General features: G+C 64.6%; 12 protein-coding genes. 3 read left to right on the forward strand and 9 right to left on the reverse strand.

The window, feature by feature from the left end; genetic code table 11:
- Positions 1-205: 205 nt before the first annotated feature.
- The 8 genes from JFY56_RS02335 to JFY56_RS02370 form a co-directional block, all read right to left on the reverse strand.
- Positions 206-1,804: a WS/DGAT/MGAT family O-acyltransferase gene (locus JFY56_RS02335; protein WP_236032394.1), complete on the reverse strand. Its 1,599-nt coding sequence runs from the start codon at positions 1,802-1,804 to the stop codon at positions 206-208.
- Positions 1,805-1,849: 45 nt separating this feature from the next.
- Entirely contained in the window at positions 1,850-2,290 is a 441-nt protein-coding gene (locus JFY56_RS02340) for an acyl-CoA thioesterase (RefSeq protein ID WP_208311866.1), read from the reverse strand.
- A gap of 79 nt (positions 2,291-2,369) precedes the next feature.
- Positions 2,370-3,935 carry an arylsulfatase gene (locus JFY56_RS02345; RefSeq protein WP_208311867.1) on the reverse strand — a complete coding sequence of 522 codons (1,566 nt, stop codon included), beginning with the start codon at positions 3,933-3,935 and terminating at the stop codon, positions 2,370-2,372.
- A gap of 45 nt (positions 3,936-3,980) precedes the next feature.
- On the reverse strand, positions 3,981-4,571 hold the full coding sequence (locus tag JFY56_RS02350; protein WP_208311868.1) for a DUF2889 domain-containing protein: 591 nt from the start codon (positions 4,569-4,571) through the stop codon (positions 3,981-3,983).
- 99 nt (positions 4,572-4,670) lie between these two features.
- On the reverse strand, positions 4,671-5,498 hold the full coding sequence (locus JFY56_RS02355) for an SDR family NAD(P)-dependent oxidoreductase (RefSeq protein ID WP_208311869.1): 828 nt from the start codon (positions 5,496-5,498) through the stop codon (positions 4,671-4,673).
- A gap of 95 nt (positions 5,499-5,593) precedes the next feature.
- Positions 5,594-6,016 (reverse strand): MaoC family dehydratase, encoded by a 423-nt coding sequence (locus JFY56_RS02360; protein ID WP_208311870.1) that lies wholly within the window; start codon positions 6,014-6,016, stop codon positions 5,594-5,596.
- A 10-nt stretch (positions 6,017-6,026) separates the two neighbouring features.
- Positions 6,027-6,467, reverse strand: a complete 441-nt coding sequence (locus JFY56_RS02365; protein WP_208311871.1) for a MaoC family dehydratase N-terminal domain-containing protein — start codon at positions 6,465-6,467, stop codon at positions 6,027-6,029.
- A 324-nt stretch (positions 6,468-6,791) separates the two neighbouring features.
- A complete protein-coding gene (locus JFY56_RS02370; RefSeq protein ID WP_208311872.1) occupies positions 6,792-7,979 on the reverse strand; it encodes a lipid-transfer protein in 1,188 nt (395 codons plus the stop codon).
- A 432-nt stretch (positions 7,980-8,411) separates the two neighbouring features.
- Here JFY56_RS02370 and JFY56_RS02375 point away from each other — a divergent pair, with 432 nt between their 5' ends.
- Complete coding sequence (locus tag JFY56_RS02375; RefSeq protein ID WP_208311873.1) at positions 8,412-10,343, forward strand: DUF1302 domain-containing protein; 1,932 nt, start codon at positions 8,412-8,414, stop codon at positions 10,341-10,343.
- A 23-nt stretch (positions 10,344-10,366) separates the two neighbouring features.
- Entirely contained in the window at positions 10,367-11,737 is a 1,371-nt protein-coding gene (locus JFY56_RS02380; RefSeq protein WP_208311874.1) for a DUF1329 domain-containing protein, read from the forward strand.
- A gap of 413 nt (positions 11,738-12,150) precedes the next feature.
- Here JFY56_RS02380 and JFY56_RS02385 read toward each other — a convergent pair whose 3' ends face one another.
- Positions 12,151-13,005 carry a LysR family transcriptional regulator gene (locus JFY56_RS02385; RefSeq protein ID WP_208311875.1) on the reverse strand — a complete coding sequence of 285 codons (855 nt, stop codon included), beginning with the start codon at positions 13,003-13,005 and terminating at the stop codon, positions 12,151-12,153.
- 161 nt (positions 13,006-13,166) lie between these two features.
- Between JFY56_RS02385 and JFY56_RS02390 the strand changes: the two genes are divergently transcribed.
- Complete coding sequence (locus tag JFY56_RS02390) at positions 13,167-13,304, forward strand: hypothetical protein (RefSeq protein WP_208311876.1); 138 nt, start codon at positions 13,167-13,169, stop codon at positions 13,302-13,304.
- The last annotated feature ends 51 nt before the right edge of the window (positions 13,305-13,355 follow it).

The following is a 13,355-nucleotide window of genomic DNA, read 5'->3' on the forward strand; positions in this document are numbered from 1 at the left end:
GCGCCAACCTACGATGATCAGCTCCGTAGGATGGGTTGAGCGAAGCGATACCCATCACCTGACGAACATCAGCTAGATGGTGGAAAAGGCTTCGCCGTTTTCCACCCTACGAGGCCGGTGGCTCCTACCAAGAGCAGGGTTTCGGAGATTTGCGGGGCATAAAAAAGAAGGGCGCCGTGTGGCGCCCTTCCCTTTCATCCAACCGTTACACCGCTGGCGCTTCGCCGTCCAGGCCGGATTGTTCGGCCGCGACAGCTTCCGTGACTTTGGCCGCCCGAGCCCGCTTGGCCGCCGGCACCTTCTTCGCCGCCGCGCGTGGCTTGGTCGCCTTGGCTTCCACCTTCTCCACCACAGTCTTCTCGCCTTCGGCCCCCGTGAGCTTCCTCATCTCCTCGAACGACTCGTTGAGGCAGCGGGAGAGGAATTCCGGGTCAGGCAGGACGTTGGGCGCGCTGGTCATCGAAATGAACAGCTTCCCGCAGTAGCTGGTGGGGTTGAAGATCAGCGACAGGCCATCCACCAGAGGGCCTACGCCGCCCCAGTGCACCAGCTTCGCCCCGAGCATGTAGAGCGGCACGTTGGGGCCGGGGACGTTGGTCACCATGCAGTTGTGCAGCACGACCGGGCCCTTGCCGCCCATGCCGGTCGCGGTGGCGAGACGGCCAGCCAGGCCCAGCGTGGCGGGCGGCGTGAATTTCTGCAGGTCGGTGAGTTCGCGGGCGCCGATGGCCTGCTGGACCGTCTTGGATTCCGAAGTCGCCGCCTGGATCGCCTGCAGGCGCTCGAGCGGGTCGTCGAGATTTGTGCCCAGCGGGAAACGCAGCATGGAAACCGTATTGCCGGCGGTCTGGTTCTCCGACGAGTCCTGGCGGGTGTTCACCGGTGCCAGGGATACCAGGGATTTCGCCGGCAGTTCGTCCTTCGCCACCAGGTAGCGGCGCAGGCCGCCGCCGATCAGGGCGAGTACCGCGTCGTTGACCGTGGCCCCGGGAACGAGATTCTTGATCCGCTTGATATCGGCCAGGTCCAGGGTCACCGAATCCCAGACGCGCCTCGCCGAAACATCCGCGTTGAACCGCGTGCGCGGCGCCCCGCCGTCACCGGCAAGCAGCGAGCGGGCGAAACTGCGCACGCCGGTGGTGGCCAGCTTGGGCAGCACGCGCGCCAGCGGCACGGCCATGCGTACCGAGGCAGAGACATTGTCGGTAAGCATGCGGGTGACGGCGTCCATGTAGCGGAAGCGCGTACGCTTCGCCTCTGCCGTCTTCCTGGCGGCCGTTACCGGCACCGACTTGCCCCTGGCGCCGGCCAGATCGTGCAATGCCCAGGTCAGTTCGGCGGCGGCGGTGCCGTCGGTGGCGGCGTGGTGGGTCTTGGTCAGGATGGCGAAGCTGCCCTTGGGGATGCCCTCCACGTTGTCCAGGCCCTCGATTACGTACATCTCCCATGGCGCGCGGGAGAGATCCACCGCCCGGGCATGGATGCGCGATACCAGGATGCAGAACTGCCGCCAGTCGCCCGGCTTGGGCAGGGCGAAATGGCGGACATGGAAATCGATGTCGAACAGATCGTCCTCGACCCAGTACGGATATCCCAGGCCGAACGGCACCTGCACGATCTTCCGGCGGAACGTCGGCGAGGCATCGAGCCGGCTTTCGATATGACGCACGACGTCCCGGAAACCGAGGCGCTGCCCCTTCACGGTCGACTGGTCGTAGATGTAGATCATCGTGCAATGCGATGCCGCGTGCGGACGATCCACGTTGAGGAACATGGCGTCGAGGCCATTGAGCTTGCTGATCATTGGAGCACCCACAAGGCAAAAGGTGGAGGTTGAAGAGGAAGCGCGTCAGGCCTGGTCGACAACCAGCGGATCGAGCACCCCGCGCATGGCTTCCGGCAGCGGTTTCGGCCGGCGCGATTCGCGGTCCACGTAGACATGCACGAAATGCCCCTGCGCGGCCGCTTCGTCCTCGCCTTCGCGGAACAGGCCGATCTCGTAGCGCACGCTGGACGAACCGAGGCGCGCCACGCGCAGGCCGGCATCGATCACGTCCGGGAAGGCGATGGAGCGGAAGTAGTTGCACCGGGTCTCGACCACCAGGCCGATGGTTTCGCCGCGCTCGAAATCGAGCACGCCGGCTCGCATCAGGTACTCGTTCACCACGGTGTCGAAGTAGCTGTAGTAGTTGACGTTGTTGACGTGGCCGTACACGTCGTTGTCCATCCAGCGCGTCGGGATGCGCAGGAAGTGGCGGTAGCTGTCACGGCTGGAAGCAGCGGGTTTCATGATGGGAACTTCCTGTCGTTGTCCTGGCTCGACCGCGCCCCGGCCCTGCCGGAGTGCGGCAAGACCGGGAATGGTCGGATCAGTTGTTGGCCGGAGTGGCGCCCTGCAGCTTCATCAGCGCCTGCTTCAACGCCAGGCTCTGGTAGTTGATGCCGGCCGCGTTGAGGCTGACGCCGGGCTGGAACGGGTACTGCGGAATGGTCGCCATGAACTTCTGGATTTCCGCCTGCACCGGCACGAACAGCCACATCTGGTCGCCCATCCAGCGGGTGAACATGCTGGATTCGCGGCGCGCGGTTTCGAACGGGTCGGCCTTGAGGTTGGTGATCATCGGCCAGTTGGTGACCTTGCGGCTGCCGCTGCCGATGCTGCCTTCGTTCTCGGCGAAGCTGATCTTCCAGTCCTTCCAGCGCAGCGCGTTGAGATCGCCGGCCTGACCGAAATAGAAGTACTCCTCGCGCGGGCTGTCCTTGGCTTCACCCTTGAAGAACGGCAGGAAGTTGTAGCCATCCAGATGCACCTTGAACTGCTTGCCGTTGAGCTGCGCGCCCTTGGCCATGTCGGCGACCAGGGTGTTGTCGCCCGCGGCGGCGGCCAGGGTCGGCATCCAGTCGTTGTGCGCGATCAGGTTGTTGTAGTGACTGCCCGGCTTGAGCACGCCCGGCCACTTCACCAACAGCGGCACGCGGTGGCCGCCCTCGTTGCTGCTGCCCTTTTCGCCGTAGAACGGCGAGCTTGCGCCATCCGGCCAGGTGGCCTTCTGCGCACCGTTGTCGGTGGTGTAGACAATGATGGTGTTGTCGGCGATGCCGAGGTCGTCGAGCTTCTTCAGCAACTGGCCGACGTGGTCGTCGTGTTCCAGCATGCCGTCCGGATACAGGCCGATGCCGCTGCGCCCTTCGGAGCCTTTCTTCAGGTGCGTCCAGACGTGCATGCGGGTGCTGTTGAACCAGATGAAGAAGGGTTTGTCGGCCTTGTGCGCCTTGTCGATGAAGTTCTCGGTGGCCTGCACCAGTTCGTCATCGATGGTTTCCATGCGCTTGCGGGTCAGCGGGCCGGTGTCCTCGATCCTGCCGTCTGCGTAGGAGTGGATCACGCCACGCGGACCGTATTTCTTCCGGAATTCCGGGTCTTTCGGGTAGTAGTAGGTCTCGGGCTCCTCCTCGGCATTCATGTGGTAGAGGTTGCCGAAGAATTCGTCGAAGCCGTGATTGGTCGGCAGGTGCTTGTCACGATCACCCAGGTGGTTCTTGCCGAACTGGCCGGTGGTGTAGCCCTGCTGCTTCATCGCGTCGCCGATGGTCGGCGCCCAGTCCGGGATACCGTGCTCGGAACCGGGCATGCCGATGGTCAGCAGTCCGGTACGGAACGGATGCTCGCCAGTAGCGAAGGCGGAACGCCCCGCAGTGCAGGACTGCTCGCCATAGGCATGGGTGAACAGCGCGCCCTCACGGGCGATACGGTCGATGTTCGGCGTCTCGTAACCCATCATCCCCTGGTTGTAGGCGCTGATGTTGTAGTAGCCGACATCATCGCCAAAGATCACCAGGATGTTCGGCTTGTCCGCCGCCTGTGCGCCGAGGGAAGCCCCCAGCATGGATGCCGCCAGGGCGAGCCTTGGCAGCCATTTTCCGAAGGGTGGCATGTCGTTCTCCATTGTTGTGTTTGTTGGGAGTTGGCGCGCTGTTGTTCAGCCGCCGACCGCGATCAGCCGTTCGCTGCCGCGCCATTCACTGACCCGCCGCGCCGCATCGCCCTCGGGGTGGTAGGCGTGGCAGCTGCCGATGACCCAATGCCTGGGCATCTTGAAATCGGGATCGGCCAGGGCGCGCTGGCGTATGCGCTTCTGCAGGATGGGCGCCATGGTCTGGATCACCGTGGTGGCCATCGGGCCGAGCAGTTCGGTGAGGTGCGTGCAGCCTTCGACTCCGCCGACCAGTTCGGCCACGTGCTTCTTGAAGCCGGAGCCGATGCGCAGGCCCTTGAGGGCGGCGTAGGCCTCGTTGACGCTGGCACAGACGGGTGTCGGTGCCTCTTCGGTGACCGCCTCGATATGCTGGATCACCATGCGCTCGTCGACCGTCATGCGGATGACCATCTGGTGCAGCACGCCGCCGGCCGGCACGGTGCCGTAGACGAATTCGGTGTCGATGCCCTTGGTGTCGACCAGGTGCCCTTCGAAATCGAACATCCCGTCGCTGCGCTGGTAGCCGGTGCACAGCACCTGGCGGGTATGCAGCAGTCTGCGGGTAATCTGCCCAGCGGATTCGTGGTCGTTCATCTTCGCCTCCTCACCATCGCTATCTGCGCCGTCCCTGGCGCCACGGGCAGAAGTCTCGTGGTTGACCGCCGCCCGTGAAATCCATCCTGTCGCCTTGAATCAGACGTTGCCGATGCCGCCGCCGCAGACCAGTACCTGGCCGGAGACGTAGTCGGATTCCGGGATGCAGAACAGGTACACGGCGCCGGCCGCTTCCTCGGTGTTGCCCGGACGGCCCAGCGGGACCATGGTCTTGGACTGCTCGACGATGGCCGGGCTGATGCCGACCTTGATCTCGCGGCCTTCGATGTTGATGTAGTTCGGATCGCCCTCGACCGGCTGGGTCTGGCGGGTCTCGATGTGGCCGAAGGCGACGGCGTTGACGTTGACCTTCATGCGGCCCCATTCCTTCGCCAGGCACTTGGTCATGCCGAGCACGCCGGACTTGGCGGTGGAGTAGTTGACCTGGCCCGGGTTGCCGCCGGCGGAGGTCGAGGAGATGTTGACCACCTTGCGGTTGACCACGCGGCCTTCGGCGGCCTCTTTCTTGGCCATGGCGCTGATGATCGGCTGGGCGGCGCGCAGGATGCGGAACGGCGCGGTGATGTGGCAGTCGATGATCGCGTACCACTGCTCGTCCGACATCTTCTGGATCACGTTGTCCCAGGTGTAGCCGGCGTTGTTGACGATGATGTCGATGGTGCCGTAGCTGTCCATCGCGGTCTTGACGAAGCGGTCGGCGAAATCGACAGCGGTCACGCTGCCCACGCAGGCGACGGCTTCGCCACCGGCGGCGCGGATTTCGGCGACCACTTCCTCGGCCGGGCCGGCGTCGAGGTCGTTGACCACCAGGCGGGCGCCATCGGCGGCCAGTTTCAGGGCGACGCTGCGGCCGATGCCGCGACCGGAGCCGGTCACCAGGGCTACTTTGCCTTCGAGCTTTTTCATTGTTCCGTTCCTGTTCAGATTCTTGTCATTTGGCGGGTTGCACCCGCCCTACGCCCGTTCATGTGTAGGGCGGGTGCAACCCGCCAGACCGTGTGTTATCGATCCAAAGCCACCACGGCCTCGCCGGTCAGGCGCGGCTCGCCGTACTGGTTGGCGCAGAGCAGTTCGATGCGCACGCGCTTCTCGCCATCGACCTCGAATTTCTCGACGATGCGACCGCTCAGGTGCGGGATGTGGCCGAGCTGGGTGATGCCGACGAAGCGCACCGACAGGCTGCGAATTTGCGGCTGCGGCACCCAGGCGGTGAGCAGGCGGCCGAGGTAGGCGGCCGAGAGCATGCCGTGGGCAAAGACGTCCGGATAACGCGACTTGCGGGCGAAATCGATGTCGATATGCACCTGGTTGTGATCGCCGGACGCACCGGCATACAGCGCCAGGGTGGTGCGGTCGACCGGCGGCAGGGTCAGAGGCGGAAGCTGGTCGCCGACCTGCACATCGCTGTACTGGGGAATGTTCATGGTCGGCTCCTCAGCGCTGCACGGTGGACGACAACACGTCGGCGATATGCTCGCCACGCTGGTTGGTCACGCGCGTCTCGGCGACCACGAACTGCAGCGCCCCACCCTTCTTCTCGTACACGTCGGCGACCCGCGCGTCGAAGGTCAGCACGTCGCCGGCGAAGGCCATGCGGTGGTAGGTGAAGCTCTGCTCGCCATGCAGGATGCGGCCGAGATCGAAGCCGTAGACGCCTTCGATGATGTGGTCGGTATCGCGCCCTTCCCGCTCCAGGCAGAAGAGGAAGGTCGGCGGCATCGGCAGCGAGGGATAGCCGGCCGCGCGGGCGGCTTCCTCGTCGGTGTAGACGGGGTCGGTCTCGCCGATGGACTTGGCGAAGAAGCGCAGGCGGCCCTTTTCCAGCTCGGCGGTGGTCACGCCGAGCGAGCGCCCGATCAGACTCTTGTCTGCCATTTCACTGGTTCCTGTAGAAAAAGATGCGCACCATAGGGTCTGTTGACGTTTCGTTCCGAACCGCGTTGCTGCGTCAAATGGCGCCAGGCTAGGCGCGGGACGCAGGGAATGGTCGTTCCCTTGCCAAGTCCCGCAACGACGCATGGCGCCATTTGCCGCGCAACCCGAAGGGACGGGCCTGTTTTTGAGCGGTGCCGCGTTGCTCGTCGTTCATTTGGAATGACCAAACCACTCTCCTCGCGCCTTGCCCCGCGCAAAAACAGGCTCCGTCGCGGACGGAACTAAACGTCAACAGACCCTAGCGGGCGCGCAACCAAGGGAAAATCAGCCGCGACCGAACAGGGTCACGATGCCGGCGCCACCCAGGCCGAGGTTGTGCTGCAGGGCGTGCTGCAGACCTTCGACCTGACGGGCACCCGCGCTGCCACGCAGCTGGTGGGTCAGTTCAAAGCACTGCGCGAGGCCGGTGGCGCCCAGCGGGTGGCCCTTGGACAGCAGGCCGCCGGACGGGTTGATCACCACCTGGCCGCCGTAGGTGTTGTCGCCGTCCATGACGAACTTCTCGGCACCGCCGACCGGGCAGAAGCCCAGGCCTTCGTAGGTCAGCAGTTCGTTCTGGGCGAAGCAGTCATGCAGTTCGCAGACGCGGATTTCTTCCGGGCCGACGCCAGCCTTCTCGTACACCTCGAAGGCGGCCTGGCGGGTCATGCCGACGCCGACGACGCTGATCATCGACGGCGGATCGAAGGCTTCCGGCTGGTCGGTCACCAGGGACTGGGCGAGGATGGTCACGTCGGTACGCAGGCCGTGCTTTTTGGCGAACGCTTCGGAAACGATGATCGCCGCGGCGCCGCCGCAGGTTGGCGGGCAGGCCATCAGGCGGGTCATCACGCCGGGGAAGATCACCTGGTCGGCCATCACGTCTTCGGTGGTGACGATCTTCTTGAACACCGACAGCGGGTTGTTGGCGGCATGGCGGCTGGCCTTGGCGCGGATCGCCGCGAAGGTCTCCATGCGGGTGCCGTACTTCTCCATGTGCTCCTTGCCGGCGCCGCCGAAGAACTTCAGCGCGTCGGGCATGCCGATGCCTTCCGGGAAGATGCGGTCGGACGTTTCGTGACCCTTGCCGTAGGTGATCGGGCGGTCGGTCCAGTGCGCCTTCAGGGCGCCCGGCTGCATCTGCTCGAAGCCGAAGGCCAGGGCGCAATCGACGATGCCGGCTTCCACGGCCTGGCGCGCCAGGTACAGCGCGGTCGAGCCGCTGCCGCAGTTGTTGTTGACGTTGATCACCGGGATGCCGGTCAGGCCGACTTCGTACAGCGCCGACTGGCCGCTGGTGGAATCGCCGTATACGTAGCCCGCGTAGGCCTGCTGCACGAACTTGTAGTCGATGCCGGCATCCTTCAGCGCCAGGCGGATCGCCTCGGCACCCATCTCGATGTAGGTACCGCTCTGGCCGGGTTTGGCGAACGGGATCATGCCGACGCCGGCAACGTAGGTTTTCTGCGACATCACTTTCTCCATGGTCGGTTGACAGGGCTGCGGCCGTCCCGCTCCGCGCAGGGCGATCGACACAACTCATGGATTCATGGTTACGCAGCGCGGCGGACCGGACATCCCCCTACCCCGGACCAACCTCCCCCTCCCGTCGAGGGGGGAGGCGGCACTCGCGCACCGCCAGCCGGCCCGCGAGCCCGCCCCCTGCGCATGACTTTTCCCTGGCGCCACAAAAGCCCCCTTGCACACCCCCCACCTCACGGGGGGGAAAGTCGCGGGGGGTCGAGGGGAGGTGCAACAGACGCGCCGGGTACAGGATTGGCCGCGGTTAACAAAACAACAACAAGTCCATCGTTTGCGGGGCCTGGACATTTCCCTGCCACGGCCACTGGCCGCGAATGCCGGCTGGACTGCCAGCCGATCCACCACACGTAACCGGAGCGTCGAATGACAACAACAAGAAAGTACGGAGCCTTCCAGCCGCAACTGCTGGCCGTCGCCGTCGCCATGGGTGTGAGCGCGCAGGCTCATGCCGTCAGCTTCAATATCGGGGAGATCGAAGGACAATTCGATTCGTCGCTGTCGGTCGGCGCGAGCTGGTCGGTGCGCGGACCCGATCCCAAGTTCGTCAACGCGGCCAACGTCAGCGGCCTGCGCGGTCAGTCGGCTACTCGTACCGCGGACGACAACCGGCAGAATTTCAAGAAGGGCGAAACCTTCTCGAAGATCTTCAAGGGCGTGCACGACCTCGAACTGAAGTACGGCGACAGCGGCGCCTTCGTGCGCGGCAAGTACTGGTACGACTTCGAACTGAAGGACGAGCACCGCAACTTCTACGACATCGACGACAGCGGCCGCGACCGCGCGGCGAAGTCCTCCGGCGCCCAGTTCCTCGACGCCTTCGTCTACCACAACTACAACCTCGGCGACCTGCCGGGCAACGTGCGCCTGGGCAAGCAGGTGGTGAGCTGGGGCGAGAGCACCTTCATCCAGAACAGCATCAACTCTATCAACCCCACCGACGTCGCCGCCCTGCGCCGCCCGGGCGCCGAGGTGAAGGAAGGGCTGATCCCGGTGAACATGTTCTACATGTCCCAGGCGCTGACCGAGAACCTCACCGCCGAGGGCTTCTACCAGATCGAGTGGGACAAGACCGTGGTCGACAACTGCGGCACCTTCTTCGGTTCCGATCCGCTGCCCCAGGGCTGCAACGACCGCCTGGTATTCGCCGGGCCGGACCTGGCGCCGGGCGAGGCGGCCAATACCGCGACCGCCGCGCAAATCCTTGGCGGCACGGTGCGCGACGACGTCTACATGCCGCGCCTGAAGGACAACGACGCCAAGGACAGCGGCCAGTTCGGCGTCGCCCTGCGCTGGTTCGTGCCGGAACTGAACGACACCGAGTTCGGCGCCTATGCGATGAACTACCACAGCCGCAACCCGTACCTGAGCTTCCAGCAGACCACCGTACCCTCGATCACCGCCGGCCAGATCGGCGCCCTGCGCACCCAGCTCGCCGCCGCCGGCCGCACGCCGGCGCAGATCGCCACCGCGGTCCAGGTCGCCGCCGCCCAGCGCCAGTTCGACCAGGTCCGCGCCGCGCGCTACTTCGTCGACTATCCGGAAGACATCCGTCTCTACGGCCTGAGCTTTCAGACCAACGTGGGCGGCACCTCGCTGGGTGGCGAAGTCAGCTACCGGCCGAACATGCCGCTGCAGATCAACACCGCCGACCTCAACCTGGCGGCCCTGCACGCGACCGATCCGGCCAACTTCACCACCGTCACCTCACCGGTCTTCACCTCCGGCCAGACCGCCCAGGCGCTGGGTGGCGATCTGCCGGGCTACAAGCGCATGCCGGTATTCCAGGCGCAGATGACCGCCACCAAGAGCTTCATGCAGGTGCTCGGCGGCGACCGCCTGACCCTCATCGGCGAGGTGGGCTACAACCGCATCAACGGTCTGGGCAGCTCCGACGGCACCGACGTGCGCTTCGGCCGCAGCCCGGTATTCGGCGCCGGCGAGTTCCCCGGCGGGCAGAACGCGCGGGTCTGCGCCACTACGACCAACCCGCAGCAGGAGTGCAACAGCCACGGCTTCTACACCACCGACTCCTGGGGCTACCGCGTCCGCGGGCGCATGGAATATCCGAACGTGTTCGCCGGCGTGAACCTCGCGCCGAGCATCGCCTGGTCCCATGACGTGGACGGCTGGGGCCCGAACTTCGAGGAAGGCTCGAAGGCCGTCAGCGTGGGCGTGGATGCCGACTACCAGAACACCTACACCGCCAGCCTGAGTTACACCGACTTCTTCGGCGGCCACTTCAACACCCAGACCGATCGCGACTACGTCGCGCTCAGCTTCGGCGTGAACTTCTGATCCACCTGGCAGAGGAACCAAGCATGAAATCCATCTCTGTACTGAAATCCGGCGCCCTGGCGCTGTCTCTGCTGGCCACCGGAGTCATGGCCGCCGTCTCCCCGCAGGAAGCGGCCCAGCTGGGCACCACCCTCACCCCGCTCGGCGCGGAAAAGGCCGGCAACGCCGACGGCAGCATTCCGGAATGGACCGGCGGCCTCAAACCCGGCGCCGCGCCGGTGGACGGCAAGGGCTTCCTGGGCGATCCGTTCGCCGGCGAGAAGCCGCTGTTCGTCATCACCAAGGACAATGTCGATCAATACAAAAGCAAGCTGACCCCCGGCCAGCAGGCGATGTTCAAGCGCTATCCGGACAGCTACAAGATTCCGGTCTACCCGAGCCACCGCACCGCGTCCGCACCGCAGAACATCTACGATGCGGCGAAGAAGAGCGCCGTGACCGTGGAACTGGCCAATGGCGGCAACTCCCTGGCCAACTTCACCGACACCCGCTACTACGCCTTCCCGATTCCGAAGAGCGGCGTCGAGGTGTACTGGAACCACATCACCCGCTACCGCGGCGCCAACCTGCAGCGCTTCACCGCGCAGGCCGCACCGCAGACCGACGGTTCCTACGCCGTGGTCAAGGCCACCGACCAGAACAGCTTCCCGCAGTTCATGGACGGCGTGGACCCGGCCGAAGCGAAGAACGTGCTGTTCTACTACATCTTCGCAGTGACCGGCCCGGCCCGCCTGGCCGGCACCGTGGCGATGGCCCACGAGACCATCGACCAGGTCGCCGAACCGCGCAAATCGTGGATCTACAACGCCGGCCAGCGCCGCGTACGCCGCGCCCCGGAACTGGCCTACGACGCTCCCGGCCAGGCTTCCGACGGCATGCGCACCTCCGACAACGCCGACATGATGAACGGCGCCCCGGACCGCTACGACTGGAAACTGATCGGCAAGCAGGAGCTGTACATCCCGTACAACAACTACAAGCTGCAGTCGCCGAGCGTGAAGTACGACGACATCATCAAGAAGGGCCACATCAACCAGGACCTGACCCGCTACGAACTGCACCGCGTGTGGCACGTGCAGGCCACCCTGAAGGCCGGCGAGCGGCACATCTACGCCAAGCGCGACATGTACTTCGACGAGGACACCTGGCAGATCGTCGAAGTTGACCACTACGACGGCCGCGGCCAGCTGTGGCGGGTCGGCGAGAACTTCACCTACAGCAACTACGAGCAGAACCTGAGCGCTCCGGCCGCCCAGTCCTTCTACGACCTGATCGCCGGCCGCTACATCGTCGCGGCGATGAGCAACGAGGAGAAACACGCCCCGCAATTCGGCATGCGCACCAAGATGGCCGACTTCACCCCGGCGGCACTGCGGAATGCGGGGGTTCGCTGATAGCTGATCCAGCTCCAACGCCTTGAATGACGCCCCGCCTTGCGGGGCGTTTCTTTTTCCGTAGGAGCAACTGTCTTGCATGGCCGCGAGGCTACCCCCTCACCCTAACCCTCTCCCGGAGGGAGAGGGGACTATTCGGAGTCGCCGGTTGGCACGGTGTACCACCTCACACCGTCGCGCCCCCTCTCCCTCCGGGAGAGGGTTGGAGTGAGGGGATCGCAACGCCGGAGTATTTGTAGGAGCGGGCCATGCCCGCGAATGGCATCGGAATATCGCGGGTATGGCCCGCTCCTACAAGGTTCCCCTCCCCTGGTGAAAAACCGCGAAGCCTGTCCACCTTCCGCTGAACATCACCGCCAGCCGGGTCGATTACGAAGGCGTCACCGTCGTAATCGAACCCGCCACTACGTGCTTCAGCGATGCAGAATCTCTGCTGTGACATCTCGCACGATCTGCAGGACAAGTCGCAGCGTCTCAGGCTGCGGATCGGCCGGGTACACCAGATAGGCCGGCAACTGGAAGTCCGGCGCGTCAGGGTGCCGATGCAGTTGCCTTGCAGCGAGCGCATGCTCGATCAGGCGTAATGGGAAATACCCGGCGCCGCCGTAAGCCAGGATGTGGGTCAGACCCAGCCAGCCGATATTGGCGCTCAGCCCCGCCCCGAGGAAATCCGGGAAGGCGGCACTGTGCTTGCTGGCGAACTCCGGGCCCCAGTCGATGTACACATAGTCCTCACCGGGCAGGCTGGAGTTGTCGTCGCTGGTGGTCACATAAACCAGTTGCTCTTCCAGCAATAGTTCAACCACCAACCCCGGCCGGTTCTGGGGCGTGTACATCACCCCGATGTTGGTGCGCCCCTCGACCAGTCCCTGAATGAGCTCATCTTCGAAGGCCATCTCGGCGCGTATGGCGATGTCGGGCACAGCCTTGCGGATTCGCGGCAGGCAGGCAAACAGCAGATCGTCCCAGAGTCCGAAACGTCCGCCGATGGTCACGGACGCCCGAAAGCCCAGGGCCACGCCGATGTCCTGGCGGGCACGCTCCACGGTGCGCACGAGCGTGGTTGCGAAGGGGTGGAAGGAAAGGCCGGCCGGGGTGAGCGTCGTGCCGGCCTTGTTGCGTACGAACAGGCTGCAGCCGAGTTGTTCCTCCAGTGCGGCGATTCTGGCACTGACGGTCGATTGCGTGACGAACAACCGCGAGGCGGCATTACGAAAGTTTCCCGCCGCGATGACCGTAAGAAAGGTTCGGGCAAGTTCGGTATCCATAAGCTGCAGTCCCCTCGATCGGTGATCAGGCGTATCCGGTGCCGTTCGGACAGCAATGCCGCCATCCGCCAAATGGATTCGATATCACCGATATTTACGGCCAATTTTTATCGTTATTCAAATTCATCCGGGCAGCGTAACGTCGGAGGTGACATCCGGAAATGGCTCCTGCCGAGGTGATCAAAATGCATTTGCTAGGCTCAGAAGATCGACAATCCCTGCGCAGCATCGCGATTCTGCTGATGGGTTTCCTGGTGATCGTTGGCGTCTTGATCGCTGTTGCCGTGGTGGTTGGCTGAGCGCGCGGGAATTGCCGAAATCGGGATACGCGGAGTGCTCCACGGTGACCT

Source organism: Pseudomonas schmalbachii (genome assembly GCF_017589465.1).
In the GTDB taxonomy this organism is placed as follows: domain Bacteria; phylum Pseudomonadota; class Gammaproteobacteria; order Pseudomonadales; family Pseudomonadaceae; genus Pseudomonas; species Pseudomonas schmalbachii.

Coding starts and splice junctions, on each gene's coding strand:
- JFY56_RS02385 (WP_208311875.1), bottom strand. CDS start 13,005: ATGGATACCGAACTTGCCCGAACCTTTCTTACGGTCATCGCGGCGGGA.
- JFY56_RS02380 (WP_208311874.1), top strand. CDS start 10,367: ATGAAATCCATCTCTGTACTGAAATCCGGCGCCCTGGCGCTGTCTCTG.
- JFY56_RS02390 (WP_208311876.1), top strand. CDS start 13,167: ATGGCTCCTGCCGAGGTGATCAAAATGCATTTGCTAGGCTCAGAAGAT.
- JFY56_RS02375 (WP_208311873.1), top strand. CDS start 8,412: ATGACAACAACAAGAAAGTACGGAGCCTTCCAGCCGCAACTGCTGGCC.
- JFY56_RS02365 (WP_208311871.1), bottom strand. CDS start 6,467: ATGGCAGACAAGAGTCTGATCGGGCGCTCGCTCGGCGTGACCACCGCC.
- JFY56_RS02345 (WP_208311867.1), bottom strand. CDS start 3,935: ATGCCACCCTTCGGAAAATGGCTGCCAAGGCTCGCCCTGGCGGCATCC.
- JFY56_RS02360 (WP_208311870.1), bottom strand. CDS start 6,016: ATGAACATTCCCCAGTACAGCGATGTGCAGGTCGGCGACCAGCTTCCG.
- JFY56_RS02335 (WP_236032394.1), bottom strand. CDS start 1,804: ATGATCAGCAAGCTCAATGGCCTCGACGCCATGTTCCTCAACGTGGAT.
- JFY56_RS02350 (WP_208311868.1), bottom strand. CDS start 4,571: ATGAACGACCACGAATCCGCTGGGCAGATTACCCGCAGACTGCTGCAT.
- JFY56_RS02355 (WP_208311869.1), bottom strand. CDS start 5,498: ATGAAAAAGCTCGAAGGCAAAGTAGCCCTGGTGACCGGCTCCGGTCGC.
- JFY56_RS02340 (WP_208311866.1), bottom strand. CDS start 2,290: ATGAAACCCGCTGCTTCCAGCCGTGACAGCTACCGCCACTTCCTGCGC.
- JFY56_RS02370 (WP_208311872.1), bottom strand. CDS start 7,979: ATGTCGCAGAAAACCTACGTTGCCGGCGTCGGCATGATCCCGTTCGCC.